Source organism: Paenibacillus sp. J22FR21, assembly GCF_056269135.1.
This window is the reverse complement of sequence record NZ_JBWDNJ010000006.1, coordinates 439,164-456,046: the sequence shown is the minus strand read 5'-3', so window position 1 is coordinate 456,046 and position 16,883 is coordinate 439,164. Positions and strand designations below refer to the sequence as shown.

At 46.3% G+C, this 16,883-nt stretch carries 14 protein-coding genes; 8 read left to right on the top strand and 6 right to left on the bottom strand.

The window, feature by feature from the left end:
- Positions 1-73: 73 nt before the first annotated feature.
- From AC0YNS_RS22945 to AC0YNS_RS22915, 7 genes are all read left to right on the top strand, one after another.
- Complete coding sequence (locus AC0YNS_RS22945; RefSeq protein WP_475783273.1) at positions 74-2,173, top strand: alpha-galactosidase; 2,100 nt, start codon at positions 74-76, stop codon at positions 2,171-2,173.
- 57 nt (positions 2,174-2,230) lie between these two features.
- On the top strand, positions 2,231-4,783 hold the full coding sequence (locus AC0YNS_RS22940) for a glycoside hydrolase family 97 N-terminal domain-containing protein (RefSeq protein ID WP_475783272.1): 2,553 nt from the start codon (positions 2,231-2,233) through the stop codon (positions 4,781-4,783).
- Between the two features lie 198 nt (positions 4,784-4,981).
- Positions 4,982-6,721 (top strand): ABC-F family ATP-binding cassette domain-containing protein, encoded by a 1,740-nt coding sequence (locus tag AC0YNS_RS22935; protein WP_475783271.1) that lies wholly within the window; start codon positions 4,982-4,984, stop codon positions 6,719-6,721.
- A gap of 367 nt (positions 6,722-7,088) precedes the next feature.
- Positions 7,089-8,144 (top strand): phosphotransferase enzyme family protein, encoded by a 1,056-nt coding sequence (locus AC0YNS_RS22930; RefSeq protein WP_475783270.1) that lies wholly within the window; start codon positions 7,089-7,091, stop codon positions 8,142-8,144.
- A 201-nt stretch (positions 8,145-8,345) separates the two neighbouring features.
- Positions 8,346-8,507, top strand: a complete 162-nt coding sequence (locus AC0YNS_RS22925) for a DUF1328 domain-containing protein (RefSeq protein WP_475783269.1) — start codon at positions 8,346-8,348, stop codon at positions 8,505-8,507.
- A 63-nt stretch (positions 8,508-8,570) separates the two neighbouring features.
- The gene (locus AC0YNS_RS22920; RefSeq protein ID WP_475783268.1) at positions 8,571-8,975 is read left to right on the top strand and encodes a YflT domain-containing protein; all 405 of its coding nucleotides are present in this window, start codon (positions 8,571-8,573) and stop codon (positions 8,973-8,975) included.
- A gap of 234 nt (positions 8,976-9,209) precedes the next feature.
- Positions 9,210-10,967, top strand: coding sequence for a glycoside hydrolase family 36 protein (locus AC0YNS_RS22915; protein WP_475783267.1), 1,758 nt, complete (start codon positions 9,210-9,212; stop codon positions 10,965-10,967).
- Between the two features lie 106 nt (positions 10,968-11,073).
- Here the strand turns inward: AC0YNS_RS22915 and AC0YNS_RS22910 are convergent, their stop codons facing one another.
- Entirely contained in the window at positions 11,074-11,502 is a 429-nt protein-coding gene (locus AC0YNS_RS22910) for a MarR family winged helix-turn-helix transcriptional regulator (RefSeq protein WP_475783266.1), read from the bottom strand.
- A 119-nt stretch (positions 11,503-11,621) separates the two neighbouring features.
- Here AC0YNS_RS22910 and AC0YNS_RS22905 point away from each other — a divergent pair, with 119 nt between their 5' ends.
- Positions 11,622-12,209, top strand: a complete 588-nt coding sequence (locus tag AC0YNS_RS22905; RefSeq protein WP_475783333.1) for an NAD(P)H-dependent oxidoreductase — start codon at positions 11,622-11,624, stop codon at positions 12,207-12,209.
- 122 nt (positions 12,210-12,331) lie between these two features.
- On the opposite strand, the gene AC0YNS_RS22900 is transcribed toward AC0YNS_RS22905, so the two are convergent.
- The 5 genes from AC0YNS_RS22900 to AC0YNS_RS22880 all read right to left on the bottom strand — a co-directional run bounded on the left by AC0YNS_RS22900 (position 12,332) and on the right by AC0YNS_RS22880 (position 16,882).
- Complete coding sequence (locus AC0YNS_RS22900) at positions 12,332-13,420, bottom strand: sensor domain-containing diguanylate cyclase (RefSeq protein WP_475783265.1); 1,089 nt, start codon at positions 13,418-13,420, stop codon at positions 12,332-12,334.
- Positions 13,421-14,025: 605 nt separating this feature from the next.
- On the bottom strand, positions 14,026-14,724 hold the full coding sequence (locus tag AC0YNS_RS22895; RefSeq protein WP_475783264.1) for a YheC/YheD family protein: 699 nt from the start codon (positions 14,722-14,724) through the stop codon (positions 14,026-14,028).
- Positions 14,725-14,851: 127 nt separating this feature from the next.
- A complete protein-coding gene (locus AC0YNS_RS22890) occupies positions 14,852-15,283 on the bottom strand; it encodes a hypothetical protein (RefSeq protein WP_475783263.1) in 432 nt (143 codons plus the stop codon).
- A complete protein-coding gene (locus AC0YNS_RS22885; RefSeq protein ID WP_475783262.1) occupies positions 15,280-15,486 on the bottom strand; it encodes a helix-turn-helix transcriptional regulator in 207 nt (68 codons plus the stop codon). The genes AC0YNS_RS22890 and AC0YNS_RS22885 overlap by 4 nt, the downstream gene beginning before the upstream one ends.
- 214 nt (positions 15,487-15,700) lie before the next feature.
- On the bottom strand, positions 15,701-16,882 hold the full coding sequence (locus AC0YNS_RS22880; protein ID WP_475783261.1) for an NAD(P)/FAD-dependent oxidoreductase: 1,182 nt from the start codon (positions 16,880-16,882) through the stop codon (positions 15,701-15,703).
- Position 16,883: the final 1 nt, after the last annotated feature.

Here is a 16,883-nt window from a genome sequence, read left to right as displayed (position 1 = left end):
GGGCAGAGTGCGGCAGGCGTACTCTGCCCCATGTATTCCAGGAGTATGAAATCTATATGCAAGGAGACGGAGAATGGCTATTTTCATAGGAGAGAACAATGTCTTTTTGTTGAATACCAAAAACTGTTCGTATAGCTTTAGCGTAGATCGGGAAGGGCTGCTGCGGCATCTTTATTGGGGCTCGCGCATCGATTCCATTGAAGATTTCAAGAATGAGCCCTATGTATGGGAACAGGGTTTTCACTCCATTAATGACGTGAAGAGAGAGGAATGTTCCTCTTTCGGAACCATGAGGTTCAAAGAAACTTCTTTCAAAGTAACTTATGCCGATGGCACGCGAGATTTTCGTTATCGTTATGTGAAGCACACCATCCAAAACGACGAACTCACGGTGATCTTGGAAGATACGGTGTTTCCGCTTCAGATGATCTTACATTATAAGGTGTATGAAGATGTGGATATTATTGAGAAGCGCCGCACGGTCAAAAACTGCGGCAGCGAAGTCGTTGTAGTGGAACGTTTGCATTCAGGGGAGTGTTCATTACCTGGAGCGGGTTGGAATCTGAAAAATTTTAACGGCATGTGGAATTCCGATTTTGATGCTTACGAGCAAAAGATAACAGGTGGAAAAACGGTGCTGGAAAGTCTGCGGGGCGCAACGGGTCATGTGGCAAATCCCAGCTTTATTCTCTATCAAAATGCGGGAGAAACATACGGAGAAGTCTATTATGGCGCGCTGGCATGGTCGGGGAATTTCAAAATCGTATTGGAGCAAACGCCGTACGCGTATTTAAATATTCTGGCCGGCATCAATGATACGGATTTTGAATGGCGTTTGACGGCGGGGGCAACTCTGGAAACGCCGGCTCTTTATCTAGGGTATTCTCCGGATGGATTCGACAGCATGTCCAACGCAATGGGTGAATTTTCTAGGAAATACGTGATGCCGCAGCCTTTGGCAGGTAAGCCTCTTTCCGTTTTATATAACTCCTGGGAGGCAACGTATTTCGATGTGAATGAACAAGCGCAGCTCCAACTAATAGAAAAGGCAGCCCAAATCGGTGTAGAGCTATTCGTCATGGACGACGGATGGTTCGGACAGCGCAGCGATGACCATGCCGGCTTGGGAGATTGGCGTGTAAACGCCGTAAAGTTTCCTAACGGACTGGCACCGTTGACCCAGAAGCTGAAGAGCTACGGCATGCAATTCGGTTTGTGGATCGAGCCGGAAATGGTCAACCCCGATAGTGAATTGTATCGCACGCATCCCGACTGGGTTTACCGTTACGCAAGTCGTCCGGTGATGGAAGGTCGCTATCAATATATGCTGGATCTTACAAGGCGGGATGTACAAGATTATATTATTGGTGAAATCGATCGATTACTTGCGGAGAATGAAATCTCCTATATCAAATGGGATATGAACCGAGGGTTGAGCGAGGTTGCTTCCGCGATCTTGGATCGTAGTGAATTCAAAAGCATTTGGTACCGGCACACGGCAGCATTTTATCATATTATTCAATCGTTGAGGGGGCTGCATCCCGAGGTAGAGTGGGAAGCTTGCGCAAGCGGCGGCGGCCGAGTAGATTATGGGACGATGCGTTATTTTGACGAATTCTGGCCAAGCGATAACACGGATCCTTTGGATCGTTTGTCTATTCAAGAGGGATATAGCTATCTATACCCGATCAAGTATATGCGTGCCTGGGTAACGGATTCCGGAAATAACGGCAAACGAGCCATGCCTTTGTTGTTTCGTTTGCATTGCTCCATGTGCGGCGCGCTTGGGATCGGTCTCAACCTAAATGAGTGTACGGAAGAGGATTCGAAACTCCTGGAGAAATACGTGGCGCTCTATAAAGAAATTCGTTCGATTATTCAGTTCGGGCAATTGCACCGCTTGGCATCGTTGCCGGTGGATGGGTTGCAGGCCTTGCAGTATGAAAACGGGAAGGAAAGCGTATTGTTTGCCTTCTTGGATCACCCCTCTCGCTGGCGTACCGTATTTACCGTTCGTCCAAGAGGATTGGATGCGAAAGTCTCCTATCGCGTAGAAATAGAAGGGCAGCAACGGCAGACATATTCCGGTGCGTTTCTGATGAACAGCGGTCTCCCTATTTCATTAAATCATGATTATGCCAGTTGCATGGTGCGCTTGCTGCCGGAAAGCTAAAGATAAATGTTTGTTACCGTTTAAACTTATAAATACGACGTACAGGAGATTGTATCTATGTGGAAACTGTATTCGCCTAATCATGCTGTCTGCATAACGATTTTTGAAAATTCAGAAAAAGAGTTATGGTACGAGGTCGAGCGCAATGGCAAAGCGGTAATTGAGCAAAGCAAGCTCGGGTTCGAAAGCGATTTGGAAAATTTCACGAAAGCCTTTCGGTTTATAAAGGAAACACGTGCCGTTATCGACGAGACCTATTCGTTGCCAGCGGGTAAAAAGGCAGTTTATTCGAATTATGCGAATGAGCTGACGTTAGAGTTTGAGTGTGGAGCGTATACGTTCGTACTGTGCGCGCGTGCTTATGAAGATGGTGCTGCTTTCCGCTATCAAGTACTGTCCGACGTAGAACAACCTATGAAAGTCATGCGCGAAGCAACGAATTTCAATTTGGCAGAGGCCTACGACGATTTATGGTTGCAGCATTTGACAAGCAGTTATGAAGCTACCTATGACCATACCGGATGGGAAGACAAAGCGGGCAGGGATTATGGAATGCCAAGCGTATTCCACGCCGACAATGGCGGTTGGGTCATGCTTACGGAAGCACAGGTGTATAACACGAACGGCAGCTATTGTTCTAGTCACTTGCGCGGAGCCGGAGGCCGCAGCATGTCTTTGGAGTTCGCCCCGGAAGAAATGGGAAAGCCGCTTTCCTGTAAACTCCCGTTCTCCTCTCCTTGGCGCGTCATCGTGGCGACGGACGATTTAAACGAATTGGTCAATACGACAATAAACTATAACTTGAATCCGCCTTCCGTAATCGAAGATACAAGCTGGATCAAACCGGGGCGTTGTTTATGGGCTTGGTGGGAATATATGAATAGCGCACAGCTGTACACGGAGCAGAAACGTTATGTGGATTTTGCGGCAGGGATCGGATTCGAAGGGCTCACCGTGGATGCGGACTGGGATATTACGTGGCTGAAAGAGTTGTGCGATTATGCCCATTCGAAAGGGATTGTCGTATGGCTGTGGAGCGCCATGCAATATATCGATACTCCTGAAACGGCACGGGAGAAAATTTCGCTGTGGGCCAGTTGCGGGGTAGATGGTCTCAAGGTGGACTTCTTCCAGAACGATTCTCAGCACACGATGTGGCAATACGAGATGATTGCCGATATGATGACCGAGCATCGGCTGATGATTAATTTCCATGGGGCAACCAAATGCATGGGCGAAGGACGCACATGGCCGAATTTTATGACGGCTGAAGGGATTTTGGGCCTTGAACATTATATGTGGAGCGGCTTGCCGGACGCACGACATAATTGTACGGTTCCGTTTACGCGCAATGTGGTCGGTCCGATGGATTATACGCCGACCGGATTTTCGAACACGAACCGAAATACAACGTTAGCGCATCAAATGGCGCTTTCAGTCGTATTTGAATCAGGCGCTTCGCACGTTGCCGCTTCCATTTATTATCTAGAAGCGTGGAGGGGGACGGATTTTTTACGCCGCATGAAGCCCGCTTACGATGAAGTAAAGGTGCTGTCCGGATTTCCGGGTCATCATGCAGCCATTTTACGCCGCTCGAAAGAAGAATGGTTGATTGGCTGCATTACGAACGAAGCCATGATTTTGCGTCTGCAAATGGATTTCCTGCCCGAAGGCGAGTTCGTGGCCGAAATTTACGAGGATGACTCCAGCGGCGAAATGATGAAAGTAAGGCGCTGCAAAGTGACTTTCGACTCGGTGTTAGAACTTCCGCTTCTAAAAAGCGGCGGTGCGGGCATTTATATCGCAAAAGAGATGTTGCCATTGCCAAAAGGGATTGCTTCCGGTTATATGAGCGAAGCAAGAACGGAATATTGGGCGCAAGCGGCACGAACGCTGCAAGGAAGCGAGCCCGTGGTTTATGAGAATGAACAGGAAGCCGTATTGCTGAATGGCAGTGTTGTTTTTTCAGTAAAAACAACCGCCGCACCCCAAACAATAAGACTGTTCTATGCAGCAAAGGAGCCTTGGACACTGCGTGTAAGCGACGGAATCAACAAGGTGGAAATGGAAATGCCACAAAGCGGCTCTAATAAAATATTCCTTGCCAAAGACGTGGTATTTCCCTTCGCTGACGGCGAGAGTGCTTTGTTCATCGAACGTATTGCAGGAGCTGTGCCCGCTTTGGAAAGAATCCATATTATCGATAACAAACCGCAGAAAGAATTATATGTTCCTGTCCGGAAAGGCAGCCTGAGCGGTGGCGCAGAATTTGTTCTGGATGCGTCAGGCAGCGAGAAGGCTACAGGTCTTGGTAACGGAGGCGAGCTTAAGTTTGACCACATTATGCTGCCTAAGGATGGCTACTATTTAATGCGCTTCGACTACTGCGCAGGGGAAAGCAGAGACCTCAGCATAGAAGTGAACGGAGGAGCCGACACGTACAGAACAAATTTGCACAATACGGCAGGCTGGGGTTTCCCGACTTGGGATATTAAAGATCAGCGTGAAATCCGCATCCGGATGCAAGCGGGTAACAATACATTGCGTCTATATAATGATCAAGGTCGGGCAGTTCATATATACGGCTTTGCGATTACGGCAGATGAATAAGAACCAAGAAACCACTCCTTGTCGGGAGTGGTTTTGTCTTTATATACTTCGGCCTCTATATACATGGAGCTTTGACCCCAAGGGATGGGATACAAATCCGATTGAAGTTGGTTGTAATCAGTGTTACTCTTACAACGGTAAACTCATCATTTATGTTTTCCAATACAACTAAATTTAGTTATCAAGAAAGGTAACACTATGATAAAAGTTGAACGCTTATCCTTCTCATTTCCGCAAAAAGAACTATATAACAACATTTCGTTTACGCTTGAAGAGGCACAACATTGCGCTTTCATAGGTACAAGCGGCAGCGGGAAAAGCACATTGATTGATATCCTGATGGATCCGGAAAGATATCTGTTCGATGGCAAATTAGAGATGGACCCCGATTGCACAATTGGATTTGTAAGTCAGTTCTCAGAACTGGATAACACGAAAGAAACAACCGTTTTTGACTATATCGGGGAACGCTTTATTAAGATCCAAAATGAAATTGCAGCTATTTGTACGGAAATGGAAACGACTTCGGATATGGATGCGTTATTAGAAAAGTATCAATCCGCTCTAGATGCATTTGATGCAATCGGCGGGGAAGATTACGAAAGCAACATTAATAAGAAATTAAATCTGGCAAACCTGATGAAGCTGAAAGATCATAAGGTATCCGATCTGAGCGGCGGGGAATTCAAACTTATTCAAGTGATGAAGGAAATGCTTAATCGTCCTGACTTGATGATTATGGACGAACCTGATGTATTTCTAGACTTCGAAAACCTCAATGCGCTTAAAAAACTGATAAATGCTCACAAAGGAATGCTGCTGGTTGTTACGCATAACCGCTATCTATTGAATCATTGTTTCAACAAAATCATACACCTTGAAAACACGGAGATCCAAGAGTTTGATGGGCGATATTTGGAATATACCTTCTCCTTACTTCAGACAAAAGTGGAGTTGCAAGAAATCGCAGTCGCTGAACAGGAAGAGATTGAGAGAAACGATACCATCATTAATAATCTTAGAGTTATTGCAACTTATAATTCAGAAGCATCCAGAGGGAGAGCGTTAAAAGCTCGAGTTAGATTTCAAGAAAGATTGGAAGCGCGTAGAATTAAAGCGCCATTCGTTGAAATTAAGCAGCCGAATATCAGCTTTGGTATGGATCATAAATTGGAAGACACCATTGTTGTCAAAGTCCATAATTACAGTGCGGCCTTTGATGAGTTGCTTCTAGACAATGTTAACTTTGCGATCAAATCTACGGATAAAGTGGCCATTATTGGTCCAAACGGTACCGGGAAAACGACTTTACTCCGAGATATCTTTACCAATAGTCAGGATTCAATTGAAATCAATGCTGATGCTAAAGTGGCTTATTTATCTCAGATTCAAGGTGAAATGCTAAAGGATTCTAATACCATACTGGAAGAATTTATCGATGCGGGGTTTAAAACCTACGATGACATTAGATCGTATCTGTTGGACTATGGTTTTGAAGGCGAAATCGTCAGTCAGAAGATAAAATCGTTATCAGGTGGAGAAAAAAACATCCTTCAATTGGCTAAAGTTTCTGCCAGTAAAGCAAACGTATTGCTTCTTGATGAACCGACAAGCCATTTGGACACCTATACGCAACTAGCACTGGAGAAAGCCATTGAAGACTATCAAGGTGCGATTCTCATGATTTCTCATGATTTCTATTCTGTAGTAAATGGCATGGATTATGTGTTAATCATTGAAGATAAGAAGATCAGAAAAATGAGTATGCACCATTTCAGAGAGATGATTTATGCCAGTCATTTTGATAAAGACTATCTGGAAAAGGAACAAAACAAGAGATCAGTTGAAATGAAAATAGAATTGGCTTTAAAAGAGACTAATTTTGAACTTGCAAAAGGTTTGGTTGATGAGCTAGAAGGGTTGATTAAGTTGCTTTAGATTTCAACCGACTAATGTCGAATAGGCGGAGGATTTACAAGAGTCGCATCGGAAATGTAAATGTTACCTTGGTCATCGACGGAAGCGAAGAAGATATCGTCTTGGCGAACGCTTTTCGCTTGTAATCGCGAATTCAGCCAGGTGGTATCTTTCTTTATATAAGAAAGCGTAGTTTTGTATAAGAAATTTCCTCCATTTAATGGATAGCGAGGAAACAATCCGCTGCAGTAGACCGATCAATATGATTGCTATTGCGATTTCCATCCACATGCAAGCGTGACCGCCTTTCATCAAATCAAGATATTCAGTTCATAATCCTATCGTACCCTATACAATATCAACGTTATACGAAAAGAGGCGACGACAGATGAATGATGCGATTGACTTCTCGACAAATGAGAAAGGGATTCGGCAGGGGATTCGTGCGCAGCCTACACAAGAATTATTGGCCTATATCCAATCTGTCTATGACTTAGATACTTCGAGTTCATTTACCGATCTTGGTGGGGGATACAACTTGAATGTGTTGGTTTCCCACAGGGGAAAACCTCATGTTGTACGAATATATCTGCCATCCGTTTCTAGGGAGCGATTAGAAGGGATACATCAAGCTATGGCGGCGCTGCAAGGCAAGGTGCCAAGTGCTGTATTATTACCCACTTGTAATGGTCGGACCTATTGCGCATGGGGAGACCGTCTAATAACAGCAGAGGAATTTGTGCCCAATAATGAAACAATGGATACGTGGGAGCATTTGACGATAGGTTTACCTGTATTAGGTCGTATTCATTCTATCTTCGCATCCTTGTCTGTGCATCATGATGTTGGATTTAAACCCTTCGCCAATCATATAGCAGCTGAAACTGCTCTATCTATGACCCGTAAAGGGGTTGCTCGCATGCGTACTTGGGCAAATATGACCGATTACGAACGACAGGTTGCAGATACGGCTGAAGAGTTGGCAGTGCGTCTGGATAAACTTGAGCAGCGCCTTCCATGTCAACTGGTTCATGGCGATTTTTGGGATAACAACGTGCTTTTTCAAGATGACCGACTTGTTTTCGTAGGGGATTTTGACTTTATGGGAATGCGTCCACGCATTGATGATGTAGCATTGACGTTCTATTTCACAGATGCCAAATATACACTGTTTCATCCAGATAACAGAAATCGGTTCATGCAATTTCGTAAGCTTCTACAAGCCTATAACGAAGGACTCGATACTCCATTATCCGCCAATGAACGTGCTGCGTTACCGTTAGCTATGGCTAGACAACCTTTGTGGGGCATAGGAGGCTGGGTGACACGCTTGGAAGATGATGATGCCGCTCGAAAGTATGCTTCCGACATGTTGTGGTATGTCAAATGGGGATTATCAATAGTAGATTCGCTGGATGAATGGCGTGAAGCATTTCAGCCGTGAGCATTTTTACACAGCTTGGGCAGATCTGAAACAAGCTAATTTCGTTGTAAAATGGTTCGAAAAAATCCTTTCGATTAATAGCCGTAAAGCACACCAGTTATGGTGGGCTTATTTGCCATGCGGTTGTTTCAACTCTAACCAACCCGGTTAATCCAGTATCAAGCAAGGGAAACAAGTTATTTGGAAGAAGAGGTGATTGTTATGCTAGGATGGGCAATGGTGTTTTTCATCTTCGCAATCATCGCCGGCATATTCGGCTTTCTCGGTATCGCATCAGCGTTAGCCGGCATCGCGAAGATTTTATTCGTAGTCTTCCTGGTTATGTTCTTGGTTTCATTGATTTTCGGAAGACGACGAGTCTAGGTACAAACTGCTAGTCTCAAGCTTCAATCAATTCTAATCATTTATGAACAAGGAGGAATTACAATGACAATTCAAACGATGACGACGAAGGTACACACGGTGGACAACTTGAACGAGGTTCAACGAGAGGTCAATCGCTTCCGCACTGAAGGCTACAATCCAAACAACATCTTCGTATTGGCCCATGACAAAGACAGGACGACCAGAATCGCCGAGAACACGGATGCCGAGCAGATTGGCGTAAGCGTTGAGGGCGTCGGCACGGCGATTGCTAATGTGTTCCGCTCAACCGGCGACGAGCTTCGTGCTAAGATGAGGTCACTCGGAATTTCCGAGCCCTATGCCGAGCATCTCGAAAGTGAGATGGATGGCGACAAAATCCTCGTCATCGCCTGGGGCGGAAGAGAATACCTAAACGATGAATATGACGATGCCATTTACTACTACCCGGGATATACGCCTTTTTAAGGCTAACAGACTAGACCTATAGAGATCAAAGACCTGCCCCTGAGGGCAGGTCTTTAATCTGGTTGACCACGTTTAAGTATGCTAAGATGAAAACAGCTCACGAGGGATTTTTCTGGATGAAATGACAGGTTATGTCCACTTTCATTTACACGAAATCCATTCGTGGGCTTCTTTGTTTTGCCTAAACGCGAACCTTATTACTACTGCTACCAATTGATGTCGGAGGATGGAACAATGGGCGAAAACAGATTTCATTTGAACCAGGCGGATGGTGTAGTTAGGCTGATGGGAGAAAGGTATGAAGCCCCTCCTCCTAATGTCCAGCTGCAGACGGAGTGGAATGGGGACAGCTGCTCTTCCAAGGTGATCAATCACGGGCTTGAAGATTATTGCATTAGAGAGATTGTACTTTTTCAGAGGGATTTGCCTTTCGATGCAGATACGACTGTCTACGGTGAAGGCTATAGCATGCTATCGCAATACGTCGGTACGATCAATAGCGTTAGTACCATTACGGGTTATAGTGATCATGATCACTACAAAATTCCGCAAGCTGAGGGCTTCCAAACCGTTTACAATCTCGCATTACTCTCGCCTAAGGAAGCCAATCCGATTCTTATGGCATTTACCTCTTGTCACCGATTTAACGGAGAAATTCGTCTGGGTCAAGGAACAATTGAAATTGTGCTCGTAACGGATGGCGTTTGCTTGGAAGCGGGTCAAACATGGCAGCTGGAAGATTTCATTATAATCGAAGGCCCAAATCAGAATGCGCTATTCAAACAAGCAGCCAAGGCTATTCGTACGCATCATCCCCTCTTAACTACGGAAGAAATACCGACGGGGTGGTGCTCCTGGTATTGGTATGGCACTGAGGTAAGAGAAGAGGATGTTGAAGCCAATATGGCTGTAATGTCCACCGAGTATCCGGAACTCAAGTGTGTCTTAATTGACGATGGGTATCAAGCCTACATGGGGGACTGGTTAACTCCGGGCCCGGGTTTTACGAATATGAAGGAGCTTTGCCGTTCAATTCTGGACAAAGGGCTGGAGCCGTTCATTTGGGTTGCTCCCTTTATTGCGGAGAAGGATTCGAGCTTATTCAAGAGTCACCCGGATTGGTTTATTAAAGACGCAAGCGGGAAGCCGCTCCCTTCGGATGAAGTTTCTTTTGGCGGCTGGCGCAACGGCCCGTGGTACATGTTGGATGGCACGCATCCGGATGCACAGAACTACTTAACGCATGTATTTAAGACGATGAGGGAAGAGTGGGGCTGCAACTATTTTAAATTAGATGCGAATATGTGGGGCGCTCTCCATGGCGGTACTTATTATCAGCCTAATACCACAAGGGTAGAGGCTTATCGCGAAGGGATGAAGGCTGTGCTCGAAGGGGCAGGAGCCTATAGTTTTATTCTCGGTTGCAATGCGCCGATGTGGCCTTCTCTTGGCGCAGTTCACGGCATGAGAGTATCCGACGACTGTTCAAGAACATGGAATACAATAAATAAGAATGCTGCGGAAATCTTCTGGCGGAGTTGGCAGCATGACTACTTGTGGGTTAATGATCCGGATTGCGTATTGCTTGAGAATAAAACATCGGAGCAAATCGGTCCATCGGATGATGAATTTCTCTTTCATGCGACATCGATTTATTGCTCAGGAGGAATGGTTCTATCAGGCGATAGTTTGTTGGCGTATTCCGGGAAAACAAAAGCAAGGCTTCGGAAGCTGCTCAAACCGACTAACGTTCCGGCGCAATTTGATGACACGAGCTTCACGGTCGGCAGAATCGAACTTGGCCACCGCCAATTGATTGCTGTGTTTAATCGGGAAGATACCCCCGCTATCATGGAAGTGAGCCTGCCTCAGCCTTGTCGGATCCGCGACTTCTGGACGGATGAGGAGCTGGGGTTTCATGCTGAGCATATAACGGTTGAACTTCGTCCACATCATGCCAGACTTTACGTTTGTGCAAACAAAGGGTCATAAGTAGGCGAACCCTGTGTAAAGAATATAAACGAAAGAACCTCTTCGAAGAAGTATCGGAGAGGTTCTTTCGTTACGGTCTGAAAGACGCAAGGCGAACCGACTTTCATCAATAAAAAACTTTAGAGCTCAGAAGATCGAGCGCGCGCTCAATGTCCTTTCGTTCTTGATCGGAAACCGTTTCAATTCGTTTGAGAAATTGGGCTTCCGCGGCCTGAAAAGACGATGTCATTAACGCTTCCCCTTTTTCGGAAAGCCGAATAGACTGTCTGCGCTTGTCCTCTGTTTCCGCAGCTTTTTGGCAAAGCTGTTTTTCGCTTAGTTTCCTTAGCTCTCGGCTGGTGTTTGGCATGGACATATGCATGCAATCGCTGACTTCGCTAAGAGTGACAGGTTGATTAATGGCAACGTACTCCAGAATTTTATATTGAAGGGCCGTAATTTCAGTAGATCGAGCGTCCTTTGTCATCTCATGCGTCGTTTGATGGACGGCAGATATGAAGGTAACGAATTTTTGAAATAACGCGTTCGTAAGCATCAAATCACCTCTTTAAGAAACAATAGCAAACTGATTATCAAATAACAATTATCATTTGACAACAAAAATAACAATGTGCTATTTTATTGTTATCAAATGATAAGTAAGAGGTGAGCTTTATAAAAACGTTGGTTATTTTTACACACCCGAATCATCAGAGCCTGAGTTATGCTTTTTTGCAGGAGGTCGTTAACGGATGCAATGGGAATGGTCGGATCGCAGAGGTAAAGGTACTGGATTTGTACGAAGAAGGGTTTAATCCGGTTCTGATTTTTAACGAGAATAAGCGCAGGAGAGACATGCACATGGACCCGGATCATGCCGTGTATAGAGAGCAGCTTCTTTGGGCCGACAAAATTGTACTCATCTATCCGATTTGGTGGGGGCGTCCCCCGGCTTTGCTTCTGGGCTATATCGATCAGATGTTTGCTTCAGGATTTGCTTATAGGGAGAAAGGCGGTGCTTTTCCGGAAGGTCTTCTGAAAGGCAAGTCGGTCGTTTGCATCTCCACCATGAAAGGACCGGCTTTTTATCCTATGATCTGGCTTCATAACGCCCATAAAATATTAATGCGAAGAGCGCTCTTCAACTTTGTGGGCATTAAAAATGTAAAATTCTTTGAGTTTGGCAATATGGAGAGTTCACGAGGCAAGCATAAGGAGAAACTGAACAAGGTTAATCGTTATTTCCTCACGATTAACCAATAGACGGGTATAGGATACCAATGGCGTATTCTTGCTTTGATGTGGGGCCGGCTGTCCGGGCGGGATCATTGCAATTGCGCTGTTACTGTATGCGCCGATGGCCCAAGGTGGATGCTTGTTACTTGTTACGGGATGAGTTCCCCATTAATCGCAATCCGATTGGTGCCGCTCGACTTGGCGAGATACATCGCTTGGTCCGCCGCACGCATGAGGTCGAGCTCCGTCTTGCCCTCTGCCCATAACGTACAGCCGACGCTGGTGGTCATGGGGAGTTGAAGCTCCTTAATCTGCATGGGTGACTCCAGTTGCTCAATTAACCGTTTGGCAACTTGCATCAAGCCATCAAAGTCGTTCTGCAGCCATACCGCCACCACGAACTCATCGCCGCCTACGCGCGCGACCAGATCGGATTCGCGAATGGCATGCTTGATGCGATTCGCGAATTCTACAAGCACGAGATCGCCGACTTCATGACCGTAAGTATCGTTGCACTGCTTGAATTTATTCAAATCGAGGTAGAACACGCCGAATGAACCTTCTTCTTGACCGACGCGATTCATCCAGCCTTGGATACGAACGCTAAAGCCTCTACGATTAAGTAACCCCGTCAGAATATCGCGCTCTGTCAATTGAATAAGCTCGTGCTCTAGTTTCTCGCGTCTTTCTATTTCGGCTCTTAATTGAACCAATAATTGCTCGTAATCATTCAGAATCCGAATTTTGTCGTCGTAGTTGACTTGTTTACCCAGCTCGGAACCCAGAGCGAGCGATAACAATTGCAGCGTCTCGATATGGCGGCTCGAGAAAGCATCAGGTCGGCCGGAGATGACTTTCAACACACCGACAGCGTTGCTGGATTCAAACAAGGGAACGCAGACCATGCTTCGCGCGCCGACTTTCATACACGCTTCCTTGTTGACGCGATCATCCTGCTGCGTATCCGGGGAATACAGAATATCTTTCTTCGTTACGCACAATCCCGACAAACTGCCGTTCTTATTCAGTCGAATGCCAATATGAGGCTGCAAAGTACCGCTGACGGCAGCATACACCATTTCGTCTCCCGCCAGCATCTCGATGGTAGAACCGTCGGCTTCTGTTAATAGGCACATCCGATCGCATATTGTATTCATAAATAGCTTTAAATCAAAGTTAGACAGCAGCATCTGCTGTTGAACTTCCATAATGACTTTCAGGCGACGGTTCTCTATCATCGACCCCATATCCCTCCATGCTCGCATAGTAATCTGCCGATTATTTAATAACATGCTAGCACGTTTAAATAGGTTTGTCAGCCGAGACGCAATCGTATGGGCAAACGCACTTTTTAATTCTTGTCCACATTTATACCTTACCAAAATGATAGAGATGCATTTAATAAATAATCTCAATCATAAGGGAGGTTTTGAGGATGGGAAATAGAGGATCCATCGGGTATGACCCAGTTCAGATTTATAACTCCACTTCGTATACTGCGTTTGGTAAGGTTGAATATGCATCCATCTTTTGTAGTGACGACAATTATAGGGTTGCGAGTAATACGACTTGGAGAGCTTCCAGCCGTGGTGTCTGTTTGTTGACTAGAATCACCGCAACGGTTATCACGCCGAGTGGAAATATTGATGCGCAACCTTATACTTCTTCCGGTACTTCTTTCAGCGATTTCGCCATTATACAGGTAGGGGCAAATCGGTTCCAAGTGACGCGCGTTGTAAGTGCCAGAAGACGTAAGTAACTACCAAAGCTGCATACTCCAAAATAGGTAGCAAACATGACAAGACGACTAGCCGAAGTTTAATGGCTAGTCGTCTTGTTCGCTTTAATGGTTCTTATACCATAATATTCGGCGAAGCATCGAGGTATCTTTCAAGAGCCGGAAAGGGCGCAAATCCGGTTGATAATTGCCTTCAATAATCCAAATCCGGCGGTTCCGGTCGATGCCTATATCGAACCCGACTTGTCTAAGCTCAGGGTAACGCTCCCCCAATCGTTTGGCAGCCAATAGTGCGATCCGTTCCGCTTTGGCCAGCATGCGCCGATCTCCGATTCGGGCTAATTTAAGCGCCTGAAGCACCGGAATGGTGCGACTGGTCACATTCGTGACCAAATATCCTTGCGCCGCCACTTTCGCGTAGGAGCCGGTTATTTGCCAAGGGGAAGAAGAGCCTTTTGTTCGCTGGGCCATGATTCGAAGGTCGAATGGCTTGTGCTGAATTTGAGCAAGCTGCAGACGCCTTTGGACAATATATCCGCGAGCTCTGTTTCTTTGACGGAGCCATTGGAGTAACTTATCGGTGCCTCTCATGGTGACCGCATTCTTCTCGTTTTGCATACGATAGGTGTTCACGCCGTTCCGTTTAATGAACACGATATCCCTGCCATAACTCCCGTCGCGAGGTTTCAGTACGACGCTGCGATAGTGAAGCAGCATCTTCGATAAAGCGTTCTTCTTCAGCAACTGTGTTTCCGGCAACCGTCCGGCGAGAGAAGGGCGAATGCGAAGGAGGCGATATTGCAACCATTTGTCTCTTTTGATTAACAATACAATCACAGCCTTTTTCAATCTTATATATGGTAATTCTAAGTCAAATCAGCGGTCAGCATAAGCGAGTATTCGTCTATATTTATGAGCCGTAAACCGTTCACTACATTTCTTTAAAGTACTTGTAACGGTAATAAGAGTTATAACCAAGAATAACCATATAAGCAACAACTAATAGCACGACCATGATTAAATCGATACCCATCAAAGCAAAGGATGTAATTAAAGCGCCAAGCACAAAAACCATCATGTCATAGGCTTTCGCCTTTGCCCGATTAGCGATGGCTAAGTTACGCTCATCGTTCTGATCAATCTCCAGCTGCTTTGCTGCGGCGGGATTCTTCTTCATAGCGCTTCGGAGGATTATTTCTCCCATAGCATGACCGAATAGGCCGCAGCCAAGCCCGACGCAGATATAAGGCAACGCTCGCAGCAAACCTTGTGGATCTTCCATGGTTTTGATGAAATACACACCAACTGCCAGTAGTCCTATGCCTGCAACGGTCAGAAAATAATACGAAATCGTTTTATTCATACAAGTTCATCCTCCTCATAAATAAAGATTTCTTCGATGCGCATACCGAAAAAACGAGCAATCTTGAACGCTAAAAGAATGGAGGGATTATAACGCCCGTTTTCCAGCGAACCAATCGTTTGTCTAGAAACTTCAAGAGCCGTTGCTAATTCTTCTTGTTTAATTCCGCGTTGCTTGCGAATTTCTTCTAAACGGTTGTTCAATGCGTTCATCCTCCTTATGGAAAGCTAGCTTCCCATAAGGGGAGTATAGGGTGCGATGTACGGAATGTCAAGCACGCTTTCCATTTCTAGAAGCAAGGAGTCATCTACAGTCTGGGCAGATCAAATAAACAAAACAAAAACGGTTGCCCTTCCCGCACCTATGCAGGAAAAGCAGCCGTTTTCTTGTCGCGTTATTGCCCAGCACTAGCTAGCCTTAGAAATAAGCGAGAGAGGATAATCCTTTAATGTGCGTTAGATAACGGACATCGCTTGCTTTTTTCATCAGGGTGGCCGGCAGACCTTTCAGTTCGATGCCTGTCTCGCCGATAAAGCCGACGGCGTCCTTGCGGCCAAGGCTGGCAAGCGTACCGGAGAATACATATTGGAATTCCTTCATGCGGATACCCTTGAAATTTGCCGCGATATTCGCGCCCGCTTGCTCGCCCATCTGCCACGCCAGCTGCGCGCTCTCCGGAAGCGGGTTTCCTTGCGGGCCTATAACAATTCCGCAATCGCCTGCCACGAATACATCGGGATGAGAAACGGATTGCAAGAACGGATTCAGGACCGCCCGCCCGCGATTCACCTCCACGCCGCAATCGGCAACAAGCGGATGGCCCTTCACGCCACCGGTCCAAATCAAGGTATTGGCATCGATCCTTCTTCCGTCCTTCAAGCTTACAGTTGCCCCGTTGACTTCGGTGACCGCGAGCCCGGTAAGAAGCTGTACGCCTCGCTTCTCAAGGCTTTCCGTCGCCCGCTGAACTAATTCCGCCGGAAACCCTTTAAGAATAGCCGGGCCGGCCTCTACCAGTAACAGCGAGATGTCCGCATAATCGACATTGTATTGGCGACATATACCCGGGAGTTCGTCGACAAGCTCGCCGATGACCTCTACGCCGGTGAGGCCGCCGCCGCCAATGATGAAGGTTGCATCTGCCTTGTTCTTCGTCCGCGCATATTGGCTGATTCGTTCAATGATGTGCTTGTTGATCCGGTGCGCGTCGGATACCGACTTAAGGCTCAGGCTGTTCTCCTGAAGACCCGGAATCCCGAAATAATTGCTTTCGCTGCCTAAGGCCAAGACCAACGCATCATAGCTCAGCAAAGAACCGTCTTCCAATACGACCTTGCGGGCTACGGGGTCGATTTGTTGAACCGTCCCGATTTTCACTTGGATGTCTTTATTTCTCAGAAGCTTATTTAAAGGCAAGGCAACGGCCTGATCGGTAACGTTTCCTGCGGCAAGACGATGCAGCTCGGTAACGATTTGGTGCGTCGCAACGCGATTAATAACGGTAATAGCAGCATCTTCGGCTGTTAAATGGGCTCGTGCGGAGAGGGCGCTCAGTAGTCCCCCGTAGCCGGCGCCGACAATCACGATTTGTTTTCTCATC

Excerpts from the sequence above, each read along its gene's own strand:
- AC0YNS_RS22935 (WP_475783271.1), top strand. The coding sequence starts at position 4,982 with ATGATAAAAGTTGAACGCTTATCCTTCTCATTTCCGCAAAAAGAACTA.
- AC0YNS_RS22930 (WP_475783270.1), top strand. The coding sequence starts at position 7,089 with ATGAATGATGCGATTGACTTCTCGACAAATGAGAAAGGGATTCGGCAG.
- AC0YNS_RS22900 (WP_475783265.1), bottom strand. The coding sequence starts at position 13,420 with ATGATAGAGAACCGTCGCCTGAAAGTCATTATGGAAGTTCAACAGCAG.
- AC0YNS_RS22890 (WP_475783263.1), bottom strand. The coding sequence starts at position 15,283 with ATGAATAAAACGATTTCGTATTATTTTCTGACCGTTGCAGGCATAGGA.
- AC0YNS_RS22920 (WP_475783268.1), top strand. The coding sequence starts at position 8,571 with ATGACAATTCAAACGATGACGACGAAGGTACACACGGTGGACAACTTG.
- AC0YNS_RS22915 (WP_475783267.1), top strand. The coding sequence starts at position 9,210 with ATGGGCGAAAACAGATTTCATTTGAACCAGGCGGATGGTGTAGTTAGG.
- AC0YNS_RS22940 (WP_475783272.1), top strand. The coding sequence starts at position 2,231 with ATGTGGAAACTGTATTCGCCTAATCATGCTGTCTGCATAACGATTTTT.
- AC0YNS_RS22925 (WP_475783269.1), top strand. The coding sequence starts at position 8,346 with ATGCTAGGATGGGCAATGGTGTTTTTCATCTTCGCAATCATCGCCGGC.
- AC0YNS_RS22880 (WP_475783261.1), bottom strand. The coding sequence starts at position 16,882 with ATGAGAAAACAAATCGTGATTGTCGGCGCCGGCTACGGGGGACTACTG.
- AC0YNS_RS22910 (WP_475783266.1), bottom strand. The coding sequence starts at position 11,502 with ATGCTTACGAACGCGTTATTTCAAAAATTCGTTACCTTCATATCTGCC.
- AC0YNS_RS22945 (WP_475783273.1), top strand. The coding sequence starts at position 74 with ATGGCTATTTTCATAGGAGAGAACAATGTCTTTTTGTTGAATACCAAA.